The following is a 25,025-nucleotide window of genomic DNA, read 5'->3' as shown; positions in this document are numbered from 1 at the left end:
GCAATCTCGTCCATGGGGGGATAGGAAATGACGACGGCCGACATGAATGTGGAAGATCATGAGCAGCGCAGCATCCGCAATCCATCGCATGACCATGAGCACAAGCATAGAAAGCAAATCGGCAACCGACTGGCCCGGATCGAAGGGCATGTTCGCTCCGTAAAGGAAATGACGCTGGAGGGACGGGATTGCTCCGACGTCCTCCTCCAGATCGCGGCCATTCGAAAGGCGCTGGATAGCGCAGCGAAGCTTCTGCTCAAGGATCATTTGGAGAGCTGCGTGGTTCACGCGGTCCATAACGGGAATGAAAAGAAAACGCTGGAGGACCTGAACAAGGCCATCGATCATTATATTCGATAACGGCGCAGAGACCGCTGACGGAAGACCGGACCATCGTTGTCCGGTCTTTTCCCATTCGGCCGCTTCCGCTGCCGTCTCCTTGAACTGTGATCTTTTCATCACGAAAACATCAAACATTTTCCGTACGCTAGAGGGATAGGGCAAAAATTGCTTGAGAACGGCAAGGAATTACAGGTGAAATGGGGCTCGAAAATGCTGGTAGCAGAACGATTCAGATTAAACTCCACGGCCTTGAAGCTGATCGCCATTTTGGCGATGTTCGTGGACCACGCTTCGTTTTATCTCATTCCGAAGGGCACGACAGCCGACATCGTCGTCCATTCGATCGGACGCTTGGCCGCGCCGATCATGTGCTATCTTCTGGCTGAGGGATATTTCTACACTTCAAATCGGAGGAAATACGCAAAGCGGCTTTTATGGTTCGCGCTCCTCTCCCACTTCCCGTTCGTCTGGTTCTTCGGGCTTGAATGGTGGCAGGCAACAAGCGTGATGTGGAGTCTCTTGATGGGCCTGATCGCGTTATCCGTTTGCAAAAACGACTCCATGCACCTGCTTGTCAAGCTGCCGCTGCTCGCCCTTTGCTGCTTGCTTGCGTGGACAGCCGATTGGAATTTCATCGCGGTGTTATGGATCGTGGCTTTTGGTCTCTTCCGAGGCAACCAGACGCTTCAAATGCTGAGCTTCGCCGCCATCGGAACGGTTTTTTATATTGTTCCGGGCCTAATGAGCATGGGGCTGGATGCTTCGTTCCGCTTTGGCATATGGATGGCCATTCCGATTTTCTATCTGTACAACGGAAAGCCGGGTAAACGATCCCCGCTGATGAAATGGGGGTTCTATGTGTTCTATCCCCTCCACTTGTTGGTTTTATATGTGCTGTACCAATGGATTTGGAATGGGTGAGAAGGGAGGGGCTCTATGTCCACGCGTACAACAAGGATGAAGCTTGGCTCGGCAGCAGCATGGTGCGGCTTGCTGCTGGCTTTGACCACAGCCTGCGTTGCCGGCGAGACGAATGATCCGCCGCCTGCCGTTCCCTCCGAGGCGACGCCTGCCATTCCCTACGAACCGACGCCTGATGCGCCTCTTTTGCAATACGATAACGGAGAGCTCGAGCTGCCCGTAGAGGGAGCGACAGGGTTTGCGCCGGTGAAGCTTGCCTTGACCTCCGCAGCGGATGCGGCTTCTTCCCCGGCAGGCAGCTTGGAGCCAGGCACGGCGTTCTTGATTCTGGAAGAGAACGGGGAATGGTGGAGAGTCAGCAGCGAAGACGGCAAGACCGGCTGGTTGCTGCACCGGTACAGTTTTATTAATTTGCCCGATGTTATTCCTTCGATCGTTTATGACAATACCAATACATATGCGGCTAAATTCAAATCATCGGGAAAATCCCTGCCGGATATTACCGACCAAGCTCTGTATCCGGGGAAAACGTACAACGCACGGCTATCCCGAACCGAATACATTGTCCCGGTCCTGTATTCCATGTCCAAAAAAATCCATCAAGCTCAACAAAAGGCCCTTGCAGAGGGGAATTCCCTGAAAATATACGAAGGGTTCAGGCCTTATCAGGTGCAGGTCGCGGTCGTAGACAGTTTAACCGCGCTAGCCGCTCGCGATCCTTTGGTAAAAGCCGGCATCAACACGCCTCCGTGGAGCATTCGCTGGTTCATTGTCAACGGGGTATCCAATCACCAGATGGGCTATGGGATCGATCTCAGTCTGGTGAAGTGGGAGACGAGGCTGGAACGGGCCTACGGCTCCTTTGCCGGAACGGAAATCCAGGGCTATGAGGAGTACGAGATGCCCTCTCCCATCCATGAATTAAGCCGTGCTTCAGCGGTCTTTACCGCAGGCGTCGATTCCAAATCGGAAACGGCATGGAAAAAGGCGACCTATTCGTCTTCCATGAGCGAAGGGGCCATGCTGCTGCAGCGATACTGCACGGAAGCGGGATTGACCCCGCTTGCTTCGGAATGGTGGCATTTTAACGATCTTCAAGCCCGGGATCAGGTCGCGGACCGATCAAGCAACGGGGCCTTTACGTTGCAGTTCATTTTGAGCACGCCGCCTGCTGGCGGCCCCGGAGCTCTTTCGTGAAGAAACCGTTAAGAATGCCGTCGTCTTTTGTAATCTAATCCTCACAAATCGCTCACGGGCAAAACGTACACTGATAGTAGAGAAAAAGGAGAGGAGCTGCCGGCATGTGCGGAATCGTAGCTGTTTATAACCGATATGGAATACCGGTTCACTCGGAGCAAATCCTCGGCATGACCGATGTCGTCGCGCACCGTGGACCGGATGACGCGGGACAGGTTGTCGATGGGCATGTAGGACTTGGCTTTCGTCGATTGAGCATTGTGGATGTGGAGCATGGCGCTCAGCCCCTAGGCAGCGCGGAGAACGGAGTCTGGCTCGTTTTCAACGGGGAAATCTACAATTACAAGGAACTGCGCGCATGGCTGCAGGAAAAGGGCCATGCCTTCCATACGGAATCCGATTCCGAAGTTATTTTAAGGCTTTATGAAGAAACCGGGGAGCAATGCGTCACTTATCTCCGCGGGATGTTCGGCTTTGTCATCTGGGATAAAAATCGAGATGTTTTGCTTGCGGCGCGCGATCCTTTCGGAATCAAGCCCGTTTATTATGCCGAAACGGCTACCGGGTACATGATCTCATCGGAGATCAAATCGCTCCTGGCCTCTTCCATGATCGATCGGGAAGTCGACGGGCAATCCTTTTATCACTACTTGACGTTCCAGTACGTGCCCGAGCCCGCAACGATGTTCAAGGGCATCCATAAGCTAGGCGCGGGCCATATGCTGACGATCAAAAACGGGACGTTGAAGATCGACCCTTATTACAATCCGACGTTCAACATCGACGAGTCGCGTCCCTTCTCGGATCTGGTCGAGGAGGCGAGGAGCGTTCTGCTCGACTCGGTCAGCAAGCATAGGAACAGCGATGTGCCCAGAGGCGCGTTTCTGTCTGGAGGCGTAGACTCCAGCAGCTTGGTGGGGATGCTGCAGAAGATGGAGCCTACCCGAACGTTCTCCGTCGGCTTTGATGAGCCGGGGTACAGCGAATTGGAGCTATCGGCCAAAACCGCCGCCTATCTCGGGACCGAGCATCATGAAATTTCAATCGATGCGCAAGCCTATCTGGACGAGCTTCCGAACATGATCTGGCATATGGACGAACCGATCGCCGACCCATCGGCCGCAGGCATTTATTTCGTATCGCGACTGGCGAGCCAATCGGTTAAAGTCGTCTTCTCTGGAGAAGGGGCGGACGAGTTTTTCGGCGGGTACAACATTTATCGCGAGCCGATGTCGCTGCAATGGATGACCTCGTTGCCGCCAGGCATGCGAAAGCTGGCCGGCCGCCTATCGGAGCGGATGCCGGATGGAATGAAAGGAAAGGGATATCTGGCGCGCGGAAGCCAGTCCCTGCAAGAACGCTATTATGGCAATGCAAAGATTTTTTTGGACCAGGAGAAGACGATCGTACTGCCGAAAAACCTCTCGCACGAGTATGGTTCGGCTCGCGAAGTAACGGGGCCTATTTATGCGAAGGCGGCCGGTTACGACGATGTGACGACCATGCAATACATCGACATCCACACCTGGCTGCGCGGCAATATTTTAATGAAAGCAGATAAGATGTCGATGGCCCATTCTCTTGAGCTGCGCGTTCCTTTTGTCGATACGAAGGTTTTTGAGTTCGCTTCAAAAATCCCGACGAAGTACAAGATTTCCAAGTCGTCGACGAAGCTGCTCTTGCGCGAAGCGATGAAGGATTTTGTCCCGCCTGACGTACAGTCCCGCAGAAAGCTCGGGTTCCCCGTGCCCATACGGGTCTGGCTGAGACGCGAATGGTACGGCTGGGCCAAGGAGCTGCTTGAGACGTCCCGCGTGCCTTGGATCAATCGCGAGCATGCTTTGCGCATGCTGGAGGACCATCGGGAAGGCAAGTACGACGCAAGCCGCAAATTATGGACGCTGCTTGTCTTCATCCTATGGCATCAGATGTACATTACGCGGTCCAATCTTTTTTAGAGGCGAGGAGATAACAGTCTATGGCCTCTCGGAAGCCATCGAGGAATCCGGACTCGCTTAGAGTTATCGTGGGGTTGAACCTTCTGATGTCGGTCGTGGCCTGCGGCTTGATCGCCATCATTTGGCTCGACGACAGGAATTCAGCCCCGATTGGCGGCAAGCCTTTGTCCAGTCCCGAACCCTTGCCGGCACCTTCCCTTACGGATCAAAAACGAATGGAAGAGCCCGGCAAGGAGGCCGGACCCTTCACGGTGCTTCAGAACGGACGGGTCATACATTCCTATTCCACTTTTGCCGAAGCGTTCCGATTGGCCGAATCGTTGGAAAATGCGAGCATAACCCATCGGTATAAAGAACGAACGGTATGGAAGTCCGGCCAGGTCTATGCCGAAGCGGCCTTGATCGATGCCCCTCTTCTCCAACAAATGCCTGAGCTGGCGCGAGGATGCGAAGTGACCAGTCTTGCCATGATGCTCCAGCATGCCGGTATCGACGCGGATAAAATGCAGCTTGCACGGGAAATTCAAAAAGATCCGACGCCCTACTCCCGAAAAAATGGCGTGGTCCATTTTGGTCATCCCAATACCGGTTTTGTGGGAGACATGTACAGCTTTTCCAACCCTGGCTACGGCGTCTACCACAAGCCTATAAGTAAGCTGGCGGAAGCCTATTTGCCTGGCCGAGTCATCGATTTGACGGGGAGCGATCTGGAGAGCGCGCTGTACTCTCTCCAGCAAGGAAAGCCGGTGTGGGTCATCATCAACAGCCGGTTCAGCGCCTTGCCGGAATCGATGTTCCAAACGTGGCAAACTCCCTCGGGACCGATCCGTATTACGTATCGAGAGCATTCGGTCCTCTTGACGGGCTTCGATGACCGCTTCGTCTACTTCAACGATCCGTTGGCCGAGCAAAGCCCGCGCAAGGCGCAGCGGGCTTCTTTCCAAGAGGCCTGGGAACAGATGGGGAGGCAAGCGATCACGTATAGTTGAACAGCGGGACGCCGGTTGGATGTTGCAGGATGAGGCCGGCATCGCTAGCGGCTCAGAGGGATTCCCACTCGGAATTGGGATCCCTTGTCCTCCTCGCTCTCCACGGCGATGCTCCCGTGATGCAGCTGGATGATCTCATGGCAAATCGCGAGCCCGAGGCCGGTTCCGCCGGTTGCCCGCGAGCGCGACTTGTCGACCCGGTACAGCCGTTCCCAAATGCGAGGAAGCTCCTCGTGAGGAATTCCCACGCCTGTATCGGTGATCTGGACGATCGCCAGATGGCCGTCCTGAGACGTCGACACCGCGATCTCTCCTCCCGAGGGAGTATATTTCAAGGCGTTGTCAAGCAGGTTCACGATGACCTGATGCAGCCTGCGGTCGTCGCCTTCGACGTAAAGCGGCGTAGGAGAGGGCGAATACGACAGGGCGATGTTCTTTTGATCCAACGGGCCGGCCATCAGCTCCAGGGCGTGATGGATGATCTTGTCCAGGGACACCCGCTTCAAGGTCAGCTTAAACGAATCTTGCTCCAGGTGCGCCAGCTCGAACAAGTCCTCGACCAGCCGCTGCATCTGGACGCTTTGATGATAAAGAAGCTGCAGATACCTGTCGCGATCCTGCTTTTCTTGCACCAATCCGAGATGGAGCACTTCGGAGTAGCCTTTCATGTAGGTAAGCGGCGTGCGCAATTCATGGGATATATCAGCCAGGAATTGTCTTCGCTGCTCTTTGTACTGCTGCAGATTAGCCGACATTCGGCGGATGGCATTGGCGAGCTGGGCAATTTCATCCGAGCCGCGGATGCCCAGGTCCCAGTCATGCCTCCCTTCCGAAATCTGCTTCGTAATCCGAATCATCCGCAAAAGAGGCTGAACGATTTTTCCGGAAATCAAAAAAATAAGAACGGCGGAGCAAACAACCGCCAGGATGGCGATGCCGACGAACGTTTCTCGCAGCGTTTTGATGGCGCTTTGAATCGGCTCGGTCGGATACAGCAGGATGATGCGGCCGATCGTCTTCCCGTCGTCTTCCACGAAAGCTTCCGTCACGAAATAAGGTTCGTTCTTCCAGTCCGAGTTGATGACGGGCCCATGCCGATCCTTGTTCTGTCCATGATAAATGATGTCGGACCGATAGTCGTCGGGCAGGCTCTCTACCGCTTTCGAAGCGCCTTTGATCGTGTTGAACTGATCCACGACGATCAAAAGATTGTCGGTACGGCTTTCGGTTAAAAGAACATGGGCCATCGTCGTTTGATCGAAATGATCGTTGAGGACGGCGGCATAGCTCTCATTGCGCTGAACTTGCTCGCTCAGAGCATTTTCGGTATAAAAGCGAATAAAGAACATGTACAGAAGCGACCCGATGCACATCAGCAGCACCATGAACAAAAGGATCCAAACCGCGCCGAGCTTGACCGAGATGCTATTCAGCCTGTTTCGTATCATGACAGATATATCCCGTCCCCCAAATGGTTTTGATGACATCGCTGCCTTTCAGGCCGCCTTTGGTCAGCTTCTCCCTGATGTTCTTGATATGGGTATCGACGGTCCGATCGTCGTTGATCTGCCGATCGCCCCATAACATTCCCAATATGTCCTCCCGGTGAAAGATGCGGCCTTTGTTGGACAAGAACAATTTTAAAATGGCAAATTCTTTAGGCGTGAACAGCAGCTCCTGATCGTCCAGATAAGCCTGATGAGTGCGCAAGTTCAGCTGCAAGCCTTTGAAAAAAAGCGTGACGCCGGCTTCCTGACGGTCGGAGCGTCTCCGTTGCTTCTCTTGGAAGTGCTGTCTTCGAAAAATCGCTTCCATTCGGGCAAGCATCTCTCTTGCTTCGAATGGCTTGGTGATATAGTCATCGGCTCCCATTTTCAAGCCTACGACTTTATCGACGGTGCCTTCTCTCGCCGTCAGCATGATGATAGGGACGGTGGAAATTTCTCGGACGGCTTTGCAAATGTCAAACCCGTCCATGCCGGGAAGCATGAGATCCAGCAAAATCAAGTCGAATTCATCTTCTTTTATTTTTTCCAAGGCCTCCAACCCATTGGAAGCCGTCCGGGTCTGAAATCCCTCGGAATGAAGATAGACTTGAAGCAAGTCTTGCATGGGCAGCTCGTCATCGACGATCAAAATACGGCGAGCCGGTTCAGAGAGATACGAGGGCATGTCCAATCCTCCTTCAGCGGATGGTTCTAGTTTAACCTTATTTTACGAAGAATTCGTGATGGAAACCAAGAAGTGCGAAAGCTGTCAAAGAGCGCGGCAGCGCAGATGGAAGACCGGACTCCCGCAGTCCGGTCTTTTGATTTGAAGCGGACGGAAATCGGGCTCTCGACGCGCATGCGAAGGTCCGCATACTTTTTCGGCGCCAGTCCAAAATAAGGACAACTTGGCAAAGGAGGGGTGGCGATGGCGAGCGAGGACGGGAACGGAGCAGCGGCTGAAGCCGGCGTCAGGTCCGCCAGCAGCGGCGTCGATCGGGAGGGCAGCGGCAAAAGCGCCGGCATGCCGACCGATGCGCGCGGCGGTGCGGGCGACGGACGAAGCGGCGACGAGCCGGGCGCCGGCGGCGAAGGCGCCGGCCGCGCCGGGAAAGACAGGAGCCGGGACGGCTTTGCCAAAGGCGCGTCCTCGCCCGGCCGGCGCAAGAGCGCGACGCCGCTCAGCACGTCGCTGGCGGCGAACGCGCAGGCGATCCGCCGGCAGTTCGGGGACTCGGCCGATCTGCGCCTGCGCATGACGGGCTCCCCGGCTCTGCCGGACGTCCGGCTCGCCGTACTCTATGTGCAGGGCATCGTAGACGAGAGCGTCATCAGCGAGACGATCCTGGGCAAGCTGCAGAGCGCTGCCCCGCCGGAGGAAGGGAGCCGGCCGGAGCGGATCGGGCTGGCCGCGGCGGCGGAGCGCCTGCGCTCGGGAACGATTACGTCCGGCTTGACCCAATCGGTCCCGACGCTGGAGCAGGCGCTGGATGCGCTGCTGCTCGGCTGCTGCCTCGTCCTGATCGACGGCATCGGCACGGCGCTGGCCGCGGACGCGGACGGCGGAGAGCGGCGTCCCGTATCGGAGCCGATCTCCCAGACCGTCATCCGCGGCCCGCAGCAAGGATTCGCCGAGTCGCTCAGCACGAACCTCGGGCTGCTGCGCCGCATCATCCGCTCGGAGCGGCTGACCGTGGAGTCGACGCGCATCGGCAGGCAGACCTGCACGGAGGTCGCGCTGGTCTACCTTCAAGACGCGGTCCGCCCGGAGCTGGTCGCCGAGGCGCGCCGCAGGCTGGCGGCGATCGACGTCGACGGCATCGTCGACAGCGGCTATATCGAGGAATTTATCCAGGACAAGACGTTCACGTTCTTCCCTACGCTGCTCAGTACGGAGCGGCCGGACCAGGCGGCCGCCTATCTGCTGGAGGGCCATGTGGCGGTCCTATCCGACGGCAGCCCGTTCGCGCTGCTCGCTCCGGTCACGATGGTGCGCTTCTTCCAGTCGCCGGAGGACTACTACCAGCGCTGGGACATCGCGAGCTTCCTGCGCGTCCTCCGCTTCAGCGCCTTCCTGATCTCGCTGCATCTGCCCGCCCTGTACATCGCCATCACGACGTTCCATCAAGAGATGATGCCGACCAATCTGCTCATCAGCCTGTCGGCGCAGCGGGAGGGGGCGCCGTTCCCTGCGCTGATGGAGGCGCTGCTCATGGAGCTGACGTTCGAGGTGCTGCGGGAGGCGGGCGTGCGCATGCCTCGGGCGATCGGGCCGGCGATCTCGATCGTCGGCGCGCTCGTCATCGGCACGGCGACCGTGCAGGCGGGCCTCGTCTCGGCGGCCATGGTCATCATCGTGGCGTTCACGGCGATCTCGAGCTTCGTCGCTCCGCAGGTGAACATCGCCAGTGCCGCCCGCCTCATGCGGTTCCTGTTCATGCTGAGCGCCGGCGTGCTCGGGTTCGTCGGCATCATTTCGCTCGACCTCATCCTCATCATCCATCTGGCGGGGCTGTATTCCTTCGGCGTCCCTTATCTGTCGCCGATGGCGCCGTGGGTCAAGGGCAGCTGGCGCGATACGATCCTGCGCATGCCGCGCTGGACGATGACGCTGCGCCCGCTGCTGGCCCGCAAAGGAAACCGCAAGCGGCAGTCGGGCGTGAAGCCGGGGGGCGGAGGACCATGAGGGCGCGGAGAAGGCGGCGCAGGGAATCGCCCCGCAGGCGGATGACGCTGCGCCGCCTGACGCTCGCGCTGCTGCTGACGCTCCTGCCGATCGGCGCGGCGGGCTGCTGGGACCGCCAGGAGCTCAACGAGCTCGGCATCATCTCGGCCACCGCGGTAGACGTGACGGAGAGCGGCCGCTGGCGGATCAGCTACCAGCTCGTCATTCCGAGCGCGATCTCGGCCCAAGGCGCATATGTCGGGCTGTCGTCCGCTCCGTTCAACGTGTTCACCACCGAGGGAGAAAGCTTTCGGGGAGCGGTGTCCCGCGCTACTCAGGAGATGTCGAGGCGGCTCTACTTCGGCCATAACCAGATCGTCGTCGTCAGCGAAGAGGCCGCGCGCAAAGGCATCTCGGAGCTGATCGAAGCCTACATGCGCAACGGCGATTCCCGCGAGACGGTCATGATGTTCGTGACCGAGGGCAATGCAAGAAAGCTGCTGGAGCAGCTGCTGCCGATGGAGAAGATATCCGGAGCCGGCATCGTGCGGCTCATCACGCAGGAGGGGAACCACGGCGGGAACTTCCGCCAGATGACGGTGTTCAATGTCGCTCAGGATCTGCTCGGCCCGGTGCGGGTGACGGGCGTGCCGGGCATCGGGCTGAGCGGCTCGGATGAGCCGGTGGACAGCGTCGATGCGGCCAAAAAGACGTACACCGGCGCCAAGATTAGATTGCAGCGGCTCGGTGCGTTCAAGGAGGGCCGGCTCGTCGGATGGCTCAGCACGCATGAGGCGAGGGGGCTGCTGTGGGTGCGGGGCCAGGCCAAGGAGACGACCGTCTCGTTCTCTTGCCCGGACGAGAAGCTCAAGCGCAACAGCATCCGGCTGCGGAGGACGCATGCGCGGGTAAGGCCCTATCGAGAAGGCGAAGGCTGGCGGATGCGGATCGAAGAGAGCGCCGAGGGGACGCTGCTCGAGTACAATTGCGAGGGCTCCTTGGACAAGCCGCAGGACCTGGAAAGGCTGGAGGAGCGAATCGAGCGGGAGCTGCGGAACGACATGGAAAGCGGCATCCGCGCCTCGCAGCGGCTGGGAGCGGACCTGGCCGGCTTCGGCCAGGCGCTTCGGCTGAGCGATCCGCGCGGATGGAAGGAAGTGGAGAAGGAATGGAACGAGCAGGTGTACCCGCAGGTTCGGTCCGAGTTCGACCTGCACGTTAAGATCGCCCGCACGGGCCGAAGCAACCGGTCGTACGTACAGGCGGCGGAGGACGCGCGCCGGAAGGAGTGAGTCGCCTATGGACAACCGCGGGGTAAGCGCCGGACAGATCGCGATTTTCCTGATCCTGTTCTGCATCGGCAGCACGCCGATGTTCGAGCTCGGCATCGAGGCGGGCCAGGATTCCTGGATAGCCCTGAGCGCGGCGGCAGCGGCGGGATTGGGCGTGCTTTGGGTGTACCGGACGCTGCAGAACCGGGCGCCCGAGGAGGATCTGGCCGGCTTGTTCAAGCTTCATTTCGGCAAGGCGTTGGGCACGCTGCTCGGCATCGCATTCGCGCTGCTGATCGCCTACGAGTCGATGCGCAACGTCCGCGATTTCGGCGAGCTGACGGCGATGACGCTGCTCCCGGAGACGCCGCTCTGGTGCACGATGCTGCTCATCGTCGGGATCGGCTTCTATACGGTCACCAAAGGGGTCGATACGTTCTTTCGGATCGCGCAAGTGCTGCTGCCGGTGCTCGCCGGAAGCTACATGCTGCTGCTCGTGCTGCTGCTGGCCTCGGGCCGGATCGATCCGGACCGGCTAAGGCCGGTGCTGGAGCATGGACCGATGCCGGTGCTGCAGGCGGCGTTTCCGAACCTGATCGCCTTTCCGTTCAGCCAGACGATCGTGCTGCTCGTCTTCTGGAAATACGCGGCGGCCAACAAGCAGACCGGGGCGGCCAGTTATGCCGCATACGGGCTCGTCGCCATCTTCCTGATCGCGGTCAATGCCGTCATCATGATGGTGCTCGGCCCGGCCATGGCGTCGATCAAGGCGTTGCCGACGCTGGAGGCGGTCGAGCTGATTCGGCTGGCGAACTTCATCGAACGGCTGGACATCCTGGTGACGCTGCTGCTCTACATCGGGCTCTACGTCAAAATATCCGCGCTGTATCTGGCCTCCGCGCTGCTGCTGCGCTCGGCCTGCCGCTTGCCGCTGCCTGCCGGCGCGATCGGGCTCGGCGCCCTCATCTACGGGACCTCTTTTCTTGAACCGACGAATACGTTCCATCTATGGCTCGGCCTGGAGCTCGGACTCAAGCTGACGCCGTTCTATCAGCTCGTGCTGCCGGGGATCATGCTGCTGACTGGCGTCGGCTGGGTGAAGCGCAAGGCCGAGCGGCAGCGGAAAAAGAAAGCCGGAGAAGGGCAGGGCGGAGCGGAGCCTGCTCCCCGGGCGCAGCCGTCCGCATGAAGCTCCGGTCGAAAGCGCGAACCGCGACCAAGCCGCCGAACGAAGGATTCGGCGGCTTCCGCTTTTTCGCTCCGAGCTTCGCCATCGTTCGACAATCCGGTTGCAATCGGCCCGCTCTCTGCTATAATGGCTCTATTGACAACCGCATAGCTGGGGAGCTGGCGCACGCCGGCTGAGAGGGGAGAAGCATCCCGACCCGTACACCTGATCTGGATAATGCCAGCGTAGGAACCGTATGCAGCCGCCTGACCGGCGGCAAGCCCCTTGGGGGAGCTTGCCGAGGTCCCAGCGCGATCTGCCATGACATCATGACGTCTTCCTTGGGGGAGGCGTCTTTTTTCGTTGGACGGGCTCAGGTGCGCGGAGGAAGGGAAGGCGGACCGCGAACCCAGGCGAAGCGGATCGAGAGAAGAAAGCAGGGGAGAGCAATGGGGAACAGGAACAGATGGACAAGCGGCGTGCTGGCGGCGGCGCTGGCGATCGGGCTGGCCGGCTGCGGCGGCACGGCCGAGGAGAACGGCGGAGCGGCGGCGACGGACGCGCCGCTGCAAAAGGTGAAGGTCGTGCTCGACTGGACGCCGAACACGAATCATACGGGACTGTATGTGGCGCGCGACAAGGGCTATTTCAAGGAGCATGGCCTGGACGTCGAGATCGTGCAGCCGCCGGAGGGGACGGCCGCCGACACGCTCGTCGCCAAGGGAGAGGCGCAGTTCGGCGTCGGCTACCAGGAGAACTTGACGCTGGCGCGCACGCAGGAGCTGCCGCTCGTCTCGGTCGCGGCGGTCATCCAGCACAATACGTCGGGGTTCGCCTCGCCGGCGGACAAAGGAATCAAGGAGCCGAAGGACTTCGAAGGCAAGACGTACGGCGGCTGGGGAGCGCCGGTCGAGCAGGAGGTGCTCGCCTCGCTCATGCAGGAGCAGCAGGCGGAAGTCGGGAAGGTCAGGATCGTCAACATGGGCAACGCCGACTTCTTCACCGCCGTCAAGCGCGACATCGACTTCGCCTGGATTTTCTACGGGTGGACGGGCGTCGAGGCGGAGCTTCGCGGCGAGCAGCTGAACATGGTGTATCTGACCGACTACAGCGACAAGCTCGACTACTATACGCCGCTGTTGCAGACGAGCGAGAAGCTGATCGCCGAGCAGCCGGAGCTGGTGCGCGCGTTCGTCGCCGGCGCTTCGGAAGGCTACGAGGAGGCGATCCGCGATCCCGAGGGAGCGGCGGATGTGCTGATCGCGGCCGTGCCCGACCTGAATCCGGAGCTCGTGCGCGCCAGCCAGAAGTGGCTGAGTCCCAAGTACCAGGACGACGCGGCCCGCTGGGGCGAGCAGAAGGCCGAGGTATGGAACGGGTACGCCGACTGGATGGTCGAGCACGGCCTGATGGACGCCAAGCCGGATCTGGCGAAGGCGTTCACGAACGAGTTCCTGCCTGAAGGCAAGTGATTCCCAGACATCGAGAGGAGTGCATCGACATGGCCAATGCGCTGGTTAGCATCCAGATTTTGCCGACGACGCCGGGAGGACAGAGCGTCCTGCCTTACGTCGATCGTGCGATCGACATCATCAAGGAGGCCGGCGTGCCGTACCGCGTCGCCCCGCTGGAGACGACGATGGAGGGCGACCTGCAGGAGCTGCTCGCGGTCGTCGCCCGCATGAGCGAGGCGATGGCCGACCTCGGCTGCCCGTCGGTCATCTCCCAGGTCAAGATCTACTACAATCCGGAGAACGGGGCCTCGATGGACCGTCTGCTTGAAAACTACCCGGATGGCCAGTAGCGGCCGACGCGAGCCGGAGCGGACCGGGCCGGGCGGGAGCGATGCCGTCCGGCGCGAAGCGGCAGCCGGGGCCGCTCCGGCAGAGCGTGCGGGCGGCGGGCGGGGGCGCGCGCGGCTGAAAGCGGCAGGACCGCCGCTCGTCGTGCTTGCGGCGCTGCTGCTGCTCTGGGAGGCGGCGGTGCGGCTGTGGGGCGTCGAGGCCTGGCTGCTGCCTTCGCCGAGCCGCATCCTGGCCGATGCGTGGGAGGCGCGGGAGCGGCTCGCGGGCCATGCCGGCGCGACGCTGAGCCTGACGCTGCTCGGCTTCGCGGGAGGATCGGCGGCGGGCTTCGCGCTCGCCGCCTTGCTGCATCTGCTCCCGCTCGTGCGCGCGGGCGTCTACCCGCTGCTCGTGCTGTCGCAGAACGTGCCGATCATCGCGCTCGGCCCGCTGCTCGTCATCTGGTTCGGCTTCGGACTGCTGCCCAAGCTGCTGCTCGTCATGCTCGTCTGCTTCTTTCCCGTCTGCGTCGCGATGCTCGGCGGCCTGCGCGGGGCCGATCCGGCGCTGGAGCGCTACCTGCGCATGATCGGGGCGGGCCGCTGGCGGCGCTTCGCGAGCCTTGAGCTGCCGAGCTCCGCGCCGCATCTTTTCTCCGGGCTCAAGCTCGCGGCGTCGTACAGCGTGACGAGCGCGGTCGTGGCCGAGTGGATCGGCTCGGATCGCGGCCTCGGCTATTTCATGCTGCTGTCGTCCAAGGGCTTCAAGACGTCGCTCGTGTTCGCGGGCGTCGCCATCGTCGTCGGGCTCAGCCTGCTGCTCGTCGCCGCCGTCGCGGGGGCCGAGCGGCTCGCGCTGCGCTGGCGCGCGGAGAGGGGGGGAACGGCATGACGCGACGGCAATTCATGGAGACGCCGCTGGAGAGCGGCAGGTCGGGAGGAGCTCGGGCATCGTCCGCTGGCGGCAAGCCGTCGACTCCCGTGCTCGAGGTCGACCAGGTGTCGCTGTCGTATCCGCATGGGTCCGGGCGGACGGTCGTGCTCGGCGGCGTCAGCCTGAGCGTCGGCGCGGGCGAGTTCGTATCGCTGCTCGGTCCGTCGGGCAGCGGCAAGACGACGCTGCTCGGGCTCGTCGGCGGACTGGAGCGGCCGGATTCGGGCCGCATCCTCGTCGCCGGCGAGCCCGCCGGCAGCCGGCCGGGCCTTGCGGCGTACATGCCGCAGCAGGCGGCGCTGCTGCCCTGGCGCACCGTGCAAGGCAACGTCGAGCTGGCGCTGCGGATCGCCGGGCGCGGCCGGGACGAGGCGCGGAGGCTCGCGCGGGAAGGACTGGAGCGGCTCGGACTCGCGCGGCATGCGCGCAGCTATCCGCAGGTGCTGTCCGGCGGCATGCAGCAGCGCGTCTCGTTCCTGCGCGCGCTGCTGTCGCCGCAGCCGCTCATACTGCTCGACGAGCCGTTCGGCGCGCTCGACGCGCTGACGCGGCAGGAGATGCAGGAGTGGCTGCTGTCGCTCTGGGAGCAGGACCGGCGCTCGGTGCTGCTCGTGACGCATTCGATCGAGGAGGCGCTGCTGCTGTCGGACCGCATTCTGGTGCTCTCGTCCGCGCCGGCGGCGATCGTGCGGGAGCTGATCGTGCCGTTCGGGCGGCCGCGCCGGCGGCAGCTCTGGAGCGAGCCGGCGTTCGGCGAGCTCAAGGAGGAGCTGTATCGGGCGCTTCGCCGCGAGCAGGGCGGCGGGATCGGCGGCGATTCGGCTTGAGAGAGGAGCGGAGAAGATGATAGGCATCGGCAAGGACGGTCAAGCCTCCGGGCTGGGGGAGCGCGGATCGGCGGCCGCCGCGCTGTACGACACGCATCTGCATCTGGAGCAGTACGGCGAGCGGGAAAGGGAACGGATGCTGGAGGAAGCCGGGCAAGAGGGCGTGCGCGGCATCGTCGCCGTCTCGATGGACTTGGCGTCGAGCCGCCGGACCCGGGAGCTGGCGCTGCGCCATCCGGAGCTCGTGCTGCCGGCTTACGGCTGGCATCCGGAGCAGGCGCTGCCGCAGGACGGGGAGCTGGACGAGCTGATCGGCTGGATTAGGGAGCGGCATGCGGCGGGCGAGCGGTTCGCGATCGGGGAAGTCGGCCTCCCGTACTACACGCGAACGGAGGCGGAGAGCGCAGGCGCCTCGTTCGACGAGAGCGGCCATATCGGGACGCTGGACCGCTTCGCGGCGCTCGCGGCCGAGCTGGACCGCCCGCTCGTCCTGCACGCCGTGTACGAGGATGCGCTCAAGGCGGCGAAGCTGCTGCTGAGGCATGGGGTGCGGCGGGCGCACTTCCATTGGTACAAAGGCGACGCGGAGACGACGGGCGTATTGGCGCAGGCCGGCTGGAGCGTGTCCGTGACGCCCGACGTGCTGTACGAGCCGGAGATTCGCGAGCTCGCGGCGAGCTATCCGCTCGGACAGCTGATGACTGAGACGGACGGCCCTTGGCCGTTCGAAGGCCCGTTCTCGGGGCGGCCGACGCATCCGCTCCTGGTGCGCGAGGCGGCGCGCGAGATCGCCCGCCTGCGCGGGCTCGGCGAGCACGAGGCGGTCGGGGCGCTGGCGGACAACGCGAGACGGTTTTACGGCTTTGGATAAGAGGGCAAACAGCCCCTGGCGCGATGCGGCGCCAGGGGCTTTGCTCGATGGGGCGAGGGAGGCTTGCCGCCTCTAGTCCCTGCCGCCAGGACGCAAGCCGCGCACATAAGCCTCCAGCATGAAGCGGAAGCTGGCGTCCCGGTCCTGGGGCATGCCGAAGGCGCCCAGCCGCTCGAGCGAGACGAAGCCGTGCAGCAGGCTGCGGATGCCGCGCACGGCATGGATCGCCTCGTCGTCCGTCAGCCCGTAGCCGGACAAGGAGCGGACCATGAGCCGGACGAGCCGTCCGGCGGCAGCCTGCAGGTCGGCCTCATCCGGCTCGGGAGCCCGCTGGATGGCCTCGTACTGGCCCGGATGGGCTCGCGCGAACGCGAGATAAGCGAGCGAGAAGGCCAAGGCAGCGTCCTCCTCCGCTCCCGATACGGCCGCTTCCAGCGTCTCCGCCAGCCGCTCCAGCGCGCGGACGGCAAGCAGGCGCCGCAGCTCCGGCAGCCCGGAGACATGGTTGTACAGCGAGGGCGAGCGGACGCCGAGCTTTTGCGCGAGCGTGTTCAGCGCCAGCGCCTCGAAGCCTCGTTCGTCGGCCAGCTCCGCGGCGGCGGCGAGCAGCGAGCCGCGATCAAGCCCGATGCGCGGCATGGCCGGCACCTCCTTCGACCCGGGCGGCTGCCGCATGGATCGCTCGTTGGAGCGCGGCCGACGGCTGCTCCAGCATGCGGCCGTGGCCGACGGCGAGCAGCGACGGATTCAGCTCGGCCAGCCTGCGGGCGGACGCGAGCGCGGTTCTGGCATCCCAGGTCGCCATCCCGGGAAAAGGAAACCGCCACTGCACCTGGCCGCTGACGGCGAAGCCGCCTCGCACTTGGAAAGCGTCGCCGGCGACGAGCGCCGCGCTGCGCGTATCGAGAAAGGCCATCGAGCCCGGCGTGTGTCCCGGAGCGGCGACGGCGAGCAGGGAGCCGACCCGGTCGCCGTCCCGCAGCAGGACATCCGGGCGCGTGCGCAGCTTGCGCGGCACGTCGCCTCGGATCGGAGACTGCGCCTCGCCGGCATCGAGCGACAGGTCGCCGTCCAGCAGACGCGCATCCCGCGCCGACAAGTGCACCGGCACGTCCGGCAGCGCCGCCTGGAGCGCGTCGAGCGCTCCGACATGGTCGCCGTGGGCATGCGTCAGGACGATGCGCGTGATCGGCTTGCCGATCCGGCTGGCGGCAGCGAGGATGCCCTTGACGCTGTAGGGCAATGCGGCGTCGATCAGCGTCAGGCCGTCCTCCTCTTCGACGAGATAGGCGTTGACAGGGAACAGGCGCGGCAGGAAAGCGAGCTGAACGAGGTGTCGGGAGCGGATCATCTTCATGAAAGAGGCCTCCGTTTCAAATAAACTAATCTAATTAGTTTTAATATAACGAATCGGATTCGTTTTTGCAAGCCCGTTTTTTGACCTCGCCTCCGCCATTCCGGTACGATAGCAATAAGGTCATGCGATCAAAGGAGAGCTGCAGCTGGTGCACATCATGCTAGGGATCGTTTTTCTGCTTCTTTACGGAGGGCTTGTCTGGTACGTCGGCTGGAGCGGGTGGCGCTGGCTGAAGCCGGCCGCGGCGGCCTGGTTCCGCATCCTCTACATCGCCGGGCTGTCGGTTCTGGCGCTGTCGTTTTTCCTCGGGCGCTTCTTCCCCGACTATGCTCTGATCAGCCGCGTCGGCTCGTACTGGCTCGCGCTGTTCGCGCTGCTGCTTCTGGTGCTGCCGGTCGCGCAGCTGCTGCTATTGCTGCTGAGGCTCACCCGGATTCCTCGCCATCGGGCGGAAAAATGGGGCGGAGCGATTACGCTCGCCGCGCTGCTCAGCCTGCTTGCCTACGGCTCGTACCAGGCGTACAGCCCGGTCGTCCGCACGTACGAGGTGCGCATCGACAAGCCGGCGGGAGGACTCAAGGAGCTGAATGTCGTCATGGCGGCGGACATGCACTTCGGCCTGCTTTCCGGACCGGCCCACGCCGAGCGTCTCGTCCGGGAGATCGAGAGGCTCCAGCCGGATCTCGTGCTGTTCCCGGGAGACATCATCGACGATGATCTCGAGCTGTACGAGAGCAGCGGCATCGGAGAGATCCTCGCCAAGATCCAGGCTCCGTACGGCGTTTACGCGACGCTCGGCAACCACGACAAGTTCGACGGCCCGACGGAGCGCATCATCGAGTCGCTCGAAGCGAGCGGCATGCAGGTGCTGTACGACGAGGTCGTGACCATAGAGGACCGGCTGACGCTGATCGGCCGCAAGGACCGCACCGAGCGGAACCGGGCGGAGGTTGCGCAGCTGGCCGAGCAGGCCGACCCGACCAAGCCGGTCATCCTGCTGGACCATCAGCCGTACGAGCTGGACATCGCCGCGCAGAGCGGCATCGACCTGATGGTGTCGGGCCATACGCATCGCGGACAGATCGCGCCGGGCCATCTCATCACGGGGGCGATCTACGAGAACGACTGGGGCGTGCTGCGCAAGGAGCAGATGACGTCCGTCGTCACCTCGGGCTTCGGCTTCTGGGGGCCGCCGATCCGTCTGGGCAGCCGCTCCGAGGTCGTGCAGCTGCGCCTCGTCTTTTCTTGAAACGGAGCTTGCCCTTGGACCGCGCGCATGGCTGTTCAGCGCCGGACGGATGGGATAAAATGGATTTATCCATGCCTTTGAAAGAGAGGGGAACCGGCATATGACCGTTCGAACGATTGTTCCATTCGGGGAATCCGCGCTGCGCAGCAGCTGCCGCGATGCCGATCCGACGGATCCGCGCACGCACAGGCAGCTGGATGACTTGAGGGAGACGCTGTACGCCAAAGAAGGAAGGGCCGGCCTCGCCGCGCCCCAGATCGGCCTCCTGCGCCGGCTGATCGTGATCGATGTCGGCGACGGACTCGTGGAGCTCATCAATCCGCAGCTGATCCGCGCCTCCGGCGAGCAGACCGGCACCGAAGGCTGCCTCAGCCTGCCCGGATATTACGGCTTCGTGAAGCGTGCCATGTCCATCACGGTCCGCACGATGCGGAGATCAGGCGAAACGGCAGTCCTGGAAGCGGAGGGAGGCTTGGCTCGCTGCATCCAGCATGAGATGGATCATCTGAACGGCGTGCTCTATGTCGACCATATCCAGGATGGATGGCTTTATGAGGATGCCACCGGACGCCAGTCGCCGCTGGTGCCTTTTCTTGCGCTCAGCCGGGGGCAGGGCGCGCGGCGTGTCTGATTCATGGCATCGGCCGCATCCTGGAGCGAGCGAGCGCGGCGCGCGAGTGCCCATCGGCGCTTTTTCGCGCAGGCAGACTTGGATTTCCGCTCGGCATCATGCCGGCCGGGAATCCCTTTTTTTCGTTCCGGATATTCTAACGGAACAAGCCTCCGGCATCGAAGTGGATGCGGCCTGTTACAATATTCCTTTGGGCGGGTAACGAACATCGGAGTTGACACATCAAGGGAGGGCAATATGAGAACGATTCGCGCGCTTGGGTTGACATGGCTTCTCCTGATCCTGACGGTGACGGGCGCGGCCGGCTGGAGCGGCAGCGCCGCGGCGTCGGAGCCTGCCTCGGGCAAGGTGTACCAGATCGGAACGGACGTCACGTTCGCGCCGTTCGAGTTCCAGGATGCGAGCGGCACCTTCGTCGGCATCGACATGGATCTGATGGAGGCGATCGCCCGCGATCAGGGCTTCCGCTACGAGATCAAGCCGCTCGGCTTCAACGCCGCCGTGCAGGCGCTGGAGTCCGGACAGGTGGACGGCGTCATCGCCGGCATGAGCATCACGGACGAGCGCAAGCTCAAGTTCGATTTTTCGGAGCCGTACTTCGACTCCGGCGTCATCATGGCGGTGCGCGAGAACGACAGCCAGACGCGGACGTACGAGGATCTGCGGGGCAAGAAGGTCGCCGTCAAGACCGGTACCGAGGGCTATCGCTACGCGGAGTCGATCGCCGGCGAGTACGGGTTCACGATCGTGCCGTTCGACGATTCGGCGCAGATGTACGACGATGTCAAGGGCGGCAACTCGGTCGCCTGCTTCGACGACTATCCGGTCATCGCCTACGGCATCCAGCAGGGCAACGGGCTGCAGCTGACCGACGAGGAGAAGGTCGCCGGAGCTTCCTACGGCTTCGCCGTGCGCAAAGGACAGAACGCCGAGCTGCTGCGCATGTTCAACGACGGCCTCGCCAACCTGAAAAACAGCGGCGAGCATGCGCGCATCCAGGAGACGTATCTGGGCGAGGGCGCGCAGCAGGCGAGCGGCGGCGGATGGGGCCTCATCTCCGAGTCGCTCCCCGTTCTGCTTCAAGGTCTCGGCAAGACGCTGCTGTACACGATCGTCTCGCTCTTCTTCGCCTTCCTGCTCGGCTTGCTGTTCGCATTCATGAAGGTAGGGCGCAGCCGCTTCCTGCGCGGCGTTGCGACGGTCTATGTCGACGTGTTCCGGGGCATTCCGCTCATCGTGCTGGCCTTCTTCATCTACTTCGGCATCCCGCAGGCGCTGGGCTTCACGATGCCGCTGTTCCTCGCGGCGATCCTCACGCTCAGCCTCAATGCTGGCGCATACGTGACGGAGATCATCCGCGGCGGCATCCAGTCGATCGATCGCGGCCAGATGGAGGCGGCGCGCTCGCTCGGCCTGCCTTACGGCAAGGCGATGCGCAAGATCATCCTGCCGCAGGCGATCCGCGTCATGGTGCCTTCGTTCATCAACCAGATGGTCATCACGCTCAAGGATACGTCGATCCTGTCGGTCATCGGCCTGGTCGAGCTGACGCAGTCCGGCAAGATCATCATCGCCCGCACGTTCGAGTCGTTCACGATCTGGACGACGGTCATGGTGCTCTACCTGATCGTCATCATCGCGCTGACGAAGCTGGCGGAGCGTATGGAAAGGAAGGTGCGCCATGGGTAAGATCCGCGTCGAAGGGCTGAAGAAGAGCTTCGGCTCGAACGAGGTGCTCAAGGGCATCGACCTGCAGGTGCGGCCCGGCGAGGTCGTCTGCGTCATCGGACCGTCCGGCTCCGGCAAGAGCACGCTGCTGCGCTGCATGAACCGGCTGGAGGACATCACCGCCGGCCGCGTCGTCGTCGACGACGTCGACATCAACGCGAAGGACACGGACATCAACAAGGTGCGCGAGAACATCGGCATGGTGTTCCAGCATTTCAACCTGTTCCCGCACTTCAGCGTGCTCCGCAACATCGCCTTCGCGCCGACGGAGCTCGGCAAGCTCGACGAGTCGGCAGCCCGGCAGACCGCGCTGCGGCTGCTGGATCGGGTCGGGCTCTCCGACAAGGCGGACGCCTATCCGGCGCAGCTGTCCGGCGGCCAGAAGCAGCGCGTGGCGATCGCCCGGGCGCTGGCGATGAACCCGGACATCATGCTGTTCGACGAGCCGACGTCGGCGCTCGATCCGGAGATGGTCGGGGAAGTGCTCGGCGTGATGAAGAACCTGGCGAGCGAGGGCATGACGATGATGGTCGTCACGCATGAGATGGGCTTCGCCCGCGAGGTCGCCGATCGGGCCGTCTTCATGGACGGCGGCTACATCGTCGAGGAAGGCCCGCCGGAGGAGCTGTTCGGCCGGCCGCAGCAGGAGCGGACGATCAGCTTCCTGGAAAAGGTGCTGTAAACAAGCTGCCGCTCCGGCCGCAAAGCGGCAGGCGGTTCATCGCGAGCCGGACCCGGCCGCATGGGCCGGGCTTATCCAGGACCCCGCCTAGGCGAGGCGCGCAAAAATCCCGCTTCATCCGCATATGCGCGGACGGAGCGGGATTTTTGCATGCGTACGGAAAGTGCTGCGAGACGCCGCTGGCCCGGCTTCATCGGGCGGCGCCGGCTCCCGGATTCGTGCAAGTCCGGCCCCGCCTAGGGTCAAGGCAAGACGAAGCGGATGCGCGTGCCGTCCTCGTACTCGCGCAGCTGGTTGCCGATCCAGGAGCCGGCGCCGCGGTTGTCCGAGGACTTGACGTAGGCGACATCCGCCCCGGCCCCGCCTTCGCGGCACATCGCCATCGGCCACTCGTCGCGGTCATAGTTCTTGCGGGTCGGGATGCCCTGGAGCGACTCGCGGCGGTTGGCGTCCGCTCCGTCCCGGTCGATCGTGCAGATGGCCGAAGCCCCGGCGGCAATCGCGGCTCGGATATGCTCGGCCGTATCGGGATATCGGTCCGACGGGAAATAGATCGTCGCGTCGTGGCCGGAGGGCGCGGCGGAAGGCTGCGGCAGCTTGAGCTCGAAGGAGCAGCCGCCGAGCAGCGCCGCCAGCAGCAGCGCGGCAAGCAGGGAGGGGAGCAGGCGAAGCGGTCGTCGTCTGTCGGTGCGGGTCATGGTCGTCCTCCTGATCGGTTCTCTCCTGTGCGGAGCCTACGCCTCCAGTATAACAGGGAACGTACGTTTGGGAAGACCAGGATCTGGAAAGGGCTTCGCAAGCTTCTAGCCTCGCCTCGACTCGCATAGAGATGAGAGACGGACTCCGCGCATCGGGTCAGAGGAGGGGATGATATGCGAACTGGGATCTCTGCGCCGCGCTTGGCTTCCGCTGCGGCGGGACAAGCCGCAGGCGGACGGCTGCGGCTGCCTCGTCGCTTCATGGCCGCCATCGCAAAAGGGCGGATCGCCGTCGCTGCGGCGGGCCTGCTGCTCGGGCTCGCCTTCGGCTGGGGCGCGGCCGCGACGGGGCTGGCCGAAGCGGCAGGAGCCGCGCCGATCCGCCAGACGACGCAGGCTGTCGCGCTGCAGGAAGCGCCGGCGCCGGACGCGGCTCCGGCCGGGCACGCCATGGACCACGGCGAAGAGATGGGAGCCGGCGGGCTGCAGGCGCCGCTGCAGGGCTGGGCGCTTGCTAGGGCGCTATTCGAGATCCTCTCGCTTCTGCTGATCGCCGCCTTGACGATTCGTCAGATGCTGCGGCTGCGCTACATGGAGCGGCCGGCCGAGATGCCGCTCATGATGTGCTGCATGGGCTTTTCGATGGCGGCGGGGCTGGCCGGAGGCACGATCCTGTCGGTGCTGCTCGGCCAATTCGCGCTTCCTGCGATCGGCGCAGGAGCTGCCGCAGCTTGGGCCGGCTATGCGGCGGGCAGCCGCCACGGAGCCGCGCCGGCGCTGGAAGGGCTGCTCGGCGGCGCGATGGGCGGCCTGATGGGGCCGATGTTCGGCTACATGGCGCTGCCGGAGCATCCGCTCGCCGCGGTGCTGTTCGCCGTCGCGCTGTTCATCGTCGTCGCGCGCCTGCTTGGGCGCCTTTCCCGGGAGAGCCGCAGCGAAGCGGCCGCCTGCCTCGAGCCGGACGGCGGGGGATGAGCGGCGGGTGAGCGGCGACAACGACAAAAAAGACGGAAGCGGCCGGCATCAAGCCGGGCTTCCGTCTTTTTTGGCATGCTGCCGATCAGAACAGGAATGCTCCGATCAAGCCGCTCAAGAGGCCGGACGCGACGACGGAGCCGAACACGAGCCAGAGCACGCGCGCCGGGAAGGCGCGGCGCAGCATGAGCAGCGAGGGCAGGCTGACCGTCGGCAGCGTGACGAGCAGCGCGCCGGCAGCCGCGCCGCCGTAGCCGAGCGACAGGAACGACTGCACGATCGGAATTTCCGCTGCGGTCGGGATGACGAACAGCGTGCCCGCGATCGCAAAGATGAGCAGCGCCAGCACCGTCGTGCCGGCTCCTTCGCCCAGCGTCGGGAACAGCCAGGCGCGCGCGGCGCCGAGCAGCAGCACGGCGAGGATGTAGGCCGGAATGACGTTCAGCAGCATCGTGCCGAGGCTGCGTCCCCAGCGGACGAGGAACGGCCGATGATCCGCCTGGGCCGGGGCGAGCGCCTCGGCCGGCAGCTTGTCCTCGGAGACGGACGCTTCCCCCGCGAAGCGGTTCGCCAGGTAGCTGACGCCGAACGTGATCGCCAGCCCGAAGGCGAGGCGCAGCAGCGTGAAGTCCCAGCCGAGCACGAAGAACATGAAGATCAGCGTCGCCGGATTGAGCAGCGGATTGCCGAGCCAGAAGGCGAGCGCGGCTCCGACGGAGACGTTCTTCTTGCGCAGGCCGGCGGCGATCGGCGCGGCGCAGCAGGAGCACATCATGCCGGGAAGCGAAGCGACGCCGCCCCACACCGTGCTGCGGAACGTGCGTTGGCCGAGCACGCGCATGAGCCAGTTCGCCGGCAGCAGCACCTGCACGAGCGAGCCGAGCAGGATGCCGAATACGGCGGCTTTCCAGACGGCTTTATAATAGACGACGGCGTAGTCCCACGCGGACTGCCAGGAAGGATTCGGAATCGCTTCCTGTCCGCCGGTCAGGATCGAGCTGCCGATCGTATGCTCGGTGATCGCCTTGATCGCCTTGCCGTAGTAGGGCCACCACTTGATATAAGTGAGGCCGGCGGCGGCGATGAGGATGAACAGGACGGCGAGCCACAGCGCTTTGCGGCCGTCGTTCGGACGCCGGGAGGGCATCGTGGAAGAAGGGCTCAAGACGGAAAAACCTCCTCGAATGGTGTCAGTGCTCGACCATTATAGCACAGCGCTCCTAAAGCGGAAGCAGGAAATGAAGCTCCAGGCAGCGGCCGGTCGGAGTTGGAGCCGGACAAAGGTTGTCGTA

At 63.0% G+C, this 25,025-nt stretch carries 24 protein-coding genes and 1 riboswitch; of the genes, 18 read left to right on the top strand and 6 right to left on the bottom strand.

Annotation, left to right across the window (positions count from 1 at the left end; genetic code table 11):
• Positions 1 to 27: 27 nt before the first annotated feature.
• The 5 genes from HGI30_RS12770 (at position 28) to HGI30_RS12750 (ending at position 5,407) form a co-directional block, all read left to right on the top strand.
• Positions 28 to 360 (top strand): metal-sensing transcriptional repressor, encoded by a 333-nt coding sequence (locus tag HGI30_RS12770; protein ID WP_235680123.1) that lies wholly within the window; start codon positions 28 to 30, stop codon positions 358 to 360.
• Between the two features lie 147 nt (positions 361 to 507).
• Positions 508 to 1,263 (top strand): TraX family protein, encoded by a 756-nt coding sequence (locus HGI30_RS12765; RefSeq protein WP_235680122.1) that lies wholly within the window; start codon positions 508 to 510, stop codon positions 1,261 to 1,263.
• A gap of 15 nt (positions 1,264 to 1,278) precedes the next feature.
• Complete coding sequence (locus HGI30_RS12760) at positions 1,279 to 2,460, top strand: SH3 domain-containing protein (RefSeq protein ID WP_168907906.1); 1,182 nt, start codon at positions 1,279 to 1,281, stop codon at positions 2,458 to 2,460.
• Positions 2,461 to 2,564: 104 nt separating this feature from the next.
• Positions 2,565 to 4,418, top strand: coding sequence for an asparagine synthase (glutamine-hydrolyzing) (gene asnB, locus HGI30_RS12755; protein ID WP_168907905.1), 1,854 nt, complete (start codon positions 2,565 to 2,567; stop codon positions 4,416 to 4,418).
• A 74-nt stretch (positions 4,419 to 4,492) separates the two neighbouring features.
• Entirely contained in the window at positions 4,493 to 5,407 is a 915-nt protein-coding gene (locus HGI30_RS12750) for a C39 family peptidase (RefSeq protein WP_235680121.1), read from the top strand.
• Positions 5,408 to 5,451: 44 nt separating this feature from the next.
• Here the strand turns inward: HGI30_RS12750 and HGI30_RS12745 are convergent, their stop codons facing one another.
• Both HGI30_RS12745 and HGI30_RS12740 read right to left on the bottom strand, forming a co-directional pair.
• Positions 5,452 to 6,855: a sensor histidine kinase gene (locus HGI30_RS12745; protein WP_168907904.1), complete on the bottom strand. Its 1,404-nt coding sequence runs from the start codon at positions 6,853 to 6,855 to the stop codon at positions 5,452 to 5,454.
• On the bottom strand, positions 6,833 to 7,579 hold the full coding sequence (locus tag HGI30_RS12740) for a response regulator transcription factor (protein ID WP_168907903.1): 747 nt from the start codon (positions 7,577 to 7,579) through the stop codon (positions 6,833 to 6,835). The genes HGI30_RS12745 and HGI30_RS12740 overlap by 23 nt, the downstream gene beginning before the upstream one ends.
• A 243-nt stretch (positions 7,580 to 7,822) precedes the next feature.
• On the opposite strand from HGI30_RS12740, the gene HGI30_RS12735 reads away from it, so the two are divergent.
• The 8 genes from HGI30_RS12735 to HGI30_RS12700 all read left to right on the top strand — a co-directional run bounded on the left by HGI30_RS12735 (position 7,823) and on the right by HGI30_RS12700 (position 16,413).
• Complete coding sequence (locus HGI30_RS12735) at positions 7,823 to 9,580, top strand: spore germination protein (protein ID WP_235680120.1); 1,758 nt, start codon at positions 7,823 to 7,825, stop codon at positions 9,578 to 9,580.
• Positions 9,577 to 10,851, top strand: a complete 1,275-nt coding sequence (locus HGI30_RS12730) for a Ger(x)C family spore germination protein (protein WP_168907902.1) — start codon at positions 9,577 to 9,579, stop codon at positions 10,849 to 10,851. The genes HGI30_RS12735 and HGI30_RS12730 overlap by 4 nt, the downstream gene beginning before the upstream one ends.
• Before the next feature lie 7 nt (positions 10,852 to 10,858).
• Positions 10,859 to 12,019: a GerAB/ArcD/ProY family transporter gene (locus HGI30_RS12725; protein ID WP_168907901.1), complete on the top strand. Its 1,161-nt coding sequence runs from the start codon at positions 10,859 to 10,861 to the stop codon at positions 12,017 to 12,019.
• A 141-nt stretch (positions 12,020 to 12,160) separates the two neighbouring features.
• A riboswitch (TPP riboswitch) is annotated at positions 12,161 to 12,268 on the top strand.
• A gap of 179 nt (positions 12,269 to 12,447) precedes the next feature.
• Positions 12,448 to 13,470, top strand: coding sequence for an ABC transporter substrate-binding protein (locus tag HGI30_RS12720; RefSeq protein WP_168907900.1), 1,023 nt, complete (start codon positions 12,448 to 12,450; stop codon positions 13,468 to 13,470).
• Positions 13,471 to 13,499: 29 nt separating this feature from the next.
• Positions 13,500 to 13,802, top strand: coding sequence for a thiamine-binding protein (locus HGI30_RS12715; protein ID WP_168907899.1), 303 nt, complete (start codon positions 13,500 to 13,502; stop codon positions 13,800 to 13,802).
• Entirely contained in the window at positions 13,792 to 14,673 is an 882-nt protein-coding gene (locus HGI30_RS12710; protein ID WP_168907898.1) for an ABC transporter permease, read from the top strand. Before HGI30_RS12715 ends, HGI30_RS12710 begins: the two co-directional genes overlap by 11 nt.
• Complete coding sequence (locus HGI30_RS12705; protein WP_235680119.1) at positions 14,670 to 15,542, top strand: ABC transporter ATP-binding protein; 873 nt, start codon at positions 14,670 to 14,672, stop codon at positions 15,540 to 15,542. The genes HGI30_RS12710 and HGI30_RS12705 overlap by 4 nt, the downstream gene beginning before the upstream one ends.
• A 16-nt stretch (positions 15,543 to 15,558) precedes the next feature.
• Complete coding sequence (locus HGI30_RS12700) at positions 15,559 to 16,413, top strand: TatD family hydrolase (protein WP_168907897.1); 855 nt, start codon at positions 15,559 to 15,561, stop codon at positions 16,411 to 16,413.
• Positions 16,414 to 16,485: 72 nt separating this feature from the next.
• Here HGI30_RS12700 and HGI30_RS12695 read toward each other — a convergent pair whose 3' ends face one another.
• Together HGI30_RS12695 and HGI30_RS12690 are read right to left on the bottom strand one after the other, a co-directional pair.
• Positions 16,486 to 17,052, bottom strand: a complete 567-nt coding sequence (locus HGI30_RS12695) for a TetR/AcrR family transcriptional regulator (protein ID WP_168907896.1) — start codon at positions 17,050 to 17,052, stop codon at positions 16,486 to 16,488.
• Positions 17,033 to 17,770, bottom strand: coding sequence for an MBL fold metallo-hydrolase (locus tag HGI30_RS12690; protein WP_168907895.1), 738 nt, complete (start codon positions 17,768 to 17,770; stop codon positions 17,033 to 17,035). The genes HGI30_RS12695 and HGI30_RS12690 overlap by 20 nt, the downstream gene beginning before the upstream one ends.
• A gap of 148 nt (positions 17,771 to 17,918) precedes the next feature.
• On the opposite strand from HGI30_RS12690, the gene HGI30_RS12685 reads away from it, so the two are divergent.
• The 4 genes from HGI30_RS12685 to HGI30_RS12670 all read left to right on the top strand — a co-directional run bounded on the left by HGI30_RS12685 (position 17,919) and on the right by HGI30_RS12670 (position 22,060).
• Positions 17,919 to 19,019, top strand: coding sequence for a metallophosphoesterase (locus HGI30_RS12685; RefSeq protein WP_168907894.1), 1,101 nt, complete (start codon positions 17,919 to 17,921; stop codon positions 19,017 to 19,019).
• Positions 19,020 to 19,119: 100 nt separating this feature from the next.
• Positions 19,120 to 19,650 (top strand): peptide deformylase, encoded by a 531-nt coding sequence (gene def / locus HGI30_RS12680; protein ID WP_168907893.1) that lies wholly within the window; start codon positions 19,120 to 19,122, stop codon positions 19,648 to 19,650.
• A gap of 237 nt (positions 19,651 to 19,887) precedes the next feature.
• The gene (locus tag HGI30_RS12675; protein ID WP_168907892.1) at positions 19,888 to 21,339 is read left to right on the top strand and encodes an amino acid ABC transporter substrate-binding protein/permease; all 1,452 of its coding nucleotides are present in this window, start codon (positions 19,888 to 19,890) and stop codon (positions 21,337 to 21,339) included.
• Positions 21,332 to 22,060, top strand: coding sequence for an amino acid ABC transporter ATP-binding protein (locus tag HGI30_RS12670; protein ID WP_168907891.1), 729 nt, complete (start codon positions 21,332 to 21,334; stop codon positions 22,058 to 22,060). The genes HGI30_RS12675 and HGI30_RS12670 overlap by 8 nt, the downstream gene beginning before the upstream one ends.
• 242 nt (positions 22,061 to 22,302) lie before the next feature.
• On the opposite strand, the gene HGI30_RS12665 is transcribed toward HGI30_RS12670, so the two are convergent.
• Positions 22,303 to 22,758, bottom strand: a complete 456-nt coding sequence (locus tag HGI30_RS12665) for a NucA/NucB deoxyribonuclease domain-containing protein (protein ID WP_168907890.1) — start codon at positions 22,756 to 22,758, stop codon at positions 22,303 to 22,305.
• A 174-nt stretch (positions 22,759 to 22,932) separates the two neighbouring features.
• On the opposite strand from HGI30_RS12665, the gene HGI30_RS12660 reads away from it, so the two are divergent.
• Positions 22,933 to 23,733: a hypothetical protein gene (locus HGI30_RS12660; RefSeq protein WP_168907889.1), complete on the top strand. Its 801-nt coding sequence runs from the start codon at positions 22,933 to 22,935 to the stop codon at positions 23,731 to 23,733.
• Positions 23,734 to 23,818: 85 nt separating this feature from the next.
• Here HGI30_RS12660 and HGI30_RS12655 read toward each other — a convergent pair whose 3' ends face one another.
• The gene (locus tag HGI30_RS12655) at positions 23,819 to 24,880 is read right to left on the bottom strand and encodes a permease (RefSeq protein ID WP_168909864.1); all 1,062 of its coding nucleotides are present in this window, start codon (positions 24,878 to 24,880) and stop codon (positions 23,819 to 23,821) included.
• Between the last annotated feature and the right edge of the window lie 145 nt (positions 24,881 to 25,025).

The sequence above is a fragment of the Paenibacillus albicereus genome, from assembly GCF_012676905.1.
Lineage (GTDB): Bacteria > Bacillota > Bacilli > Paenibacillales > Paenibacillaceae > Paenibacillus_O > Paenibacillus_O albicereus.
Note: the sequence above shows the minus strand (reverse complement) of the source record. Positions and strands in the feature narration are given on the sequence as shown.

What these genes read in the sequence shown, in the direction of transcription:
- HGI30_RS12700 (WP_168907897.1), top strand. Translation starts at nt 15,559, where the DNA reads ATGATAGGCATCGGCAAGGACGGTCAAGCCTCCGGGCTGGGGGAGCGC.
- HGI30_RS12760 (WP_168907906.1), top strand. Translation starts at nt 1,279, where the DNA reads ATGTCCACGCGTACAACAAGGATGAAGCTTGGCTCGGCAGCAGCATGG.
- HGI30_RS12690 (WP_168907895.1), bottom strand. Translation starts at nt 17,770, where the DNA reads ATGAAGATGATCCGCTCCCGACACCTCGTTCAGCTCGCTTTCCTGCCG.
- asnB (WP_168907905.1), top strand. Translation starts at nt 2,565, where the DNA reads ATGTGCGGAATCGTAGCTGTTTATAACCGATATGGAATACCGGTTCAC.
- HGI30_RS12770 (WP_235680123.1), top strand. Translation starts at nt 28, where the DNA reads ATGACGACGGCCGACATGAATGTGGAAGATCATGAGCAGCGCAGCATC.
- HGI30_RS12670 (WP_168907891.1), top strand. Translation starts at nt 21,332, where the DNA reads ATGGGTAAGATCCGCGTCGAAGGGCTGAAGAAGAGCTTCGGCTCGAAC.
- def (WP_168907893.1), top strand. Translation starts at nt 19,120, where the DNA reads ATGACCGTTCGAACGATTGTTCCATTCGGGGAATCCGCGCTGCGCAGC.
- HGI30_RS12705 (WP_235680119.1), top strand. Translation starts at nt 14,670, where the DNA reads ATGACGCGACGGCAATTCATGGAGACGCCGCTGGAGAGCGGCAGGTCG.
- HGI30_RS12730 (WP_168907902.1), top strand. Translation starts at nt 9,577, where the DNA reads ATGAGGGCGCGGAGAAGGCGGCGCAGGGAATCGCCCCGCAGGCGGATG.
- HGI30_RS12675 (WP_168907892.1), top strand. Translation starts at nt 19,888, where the DNA reads ATGAGAACGATTCGCGCGCTTGGGTTGACATGGCTTCTCCTGATCCTG.
- HGI30_RS12740 (WP_168907903.1), bottom strand. Translation starts at nt 7,579, where the DNA reads ATGCCCTCGTATCTCTCTGAACCGGCTCGCCGTATTTTGATCGTCGAT.
- HGI30_RS12710 (WP_168907898.1), top strand. Translation starts at nt 13,792, where the DNA reads ATGGCCAGTAGCGGCCGACGCGAGCCGGAGCGGACCGGGCCGGGCGGG.
- HGI30_RS12735 (WP_235680120.1), top strand. Translation starts at nt 7,823, where the DNA reads ATGGCGAGCGAGGACGGGAACGGAGCAGCGGCTGAAGCCGGCGTCAGG.
- HGI30_RS12660 (WP_168907889.1), top strand. Translation starts at nt 22,933, where the DNA reads ATGCGAACTGGGATCTCTGCGCCGCGCTTGGCTTCCGCTGCGGCGGGA.
- HGI30_RS12720 (WP_168907900.1), top strand. Translation starts at nt 12,448, where the DNA reads ATGGGGAACAGGAACAGATGGACAAGCGGCGTGCTGGCGGCGGCGCTG.
- HGI30_RS12695 (WP_168907896.1), bottom strand. Translation starts at nt 17,052, where the DNA reads ATGCCGCGCATCGGGCTTGATCGCGGCTCGCTGCTCGCCGCCGCCGCG.
- HGI30_RS12725 (WP_168907901.1), top strand. Translation starts at nt 10,859, where the DNA reads ATGGACAACCGCGGGGTAAGCGCCGGACAGATCGCGATTTTCCTGATC.
- HGI30_RS12715 (WP_168907899.1), top strand. Translation starts at nt 13,500, where the DNA reads ATGGCCAATGCGCTGGTTAGCATCCAGATTTTGCCGACGACGCCGGGA.
- HGI30_RS12655 (WP_168909864.1), bottom strand. Translation starts at nt 24,880, where the DNA reads ATGCCCTCCCGGCGTCCGAACGACGGCCGCAAAGCGCTGTGGCTCGCC.
- HGI30_RS12665 (WP_168907890.1), bottom strand. Translation starts at nt 22,758, where the DNA reads ATGACCCGCACCGACAGACGACGACCGCTTCGCCTGCTCCCCTCCCTG.
- HGI30_RS12745 (WP_168907904.1), bottom strand. Translation starts at nt 6,855, where the DNA reads ATGATACGAAACAGGCTGAATAGCATCTCGGTCAAGCTCGGCGCGGTT.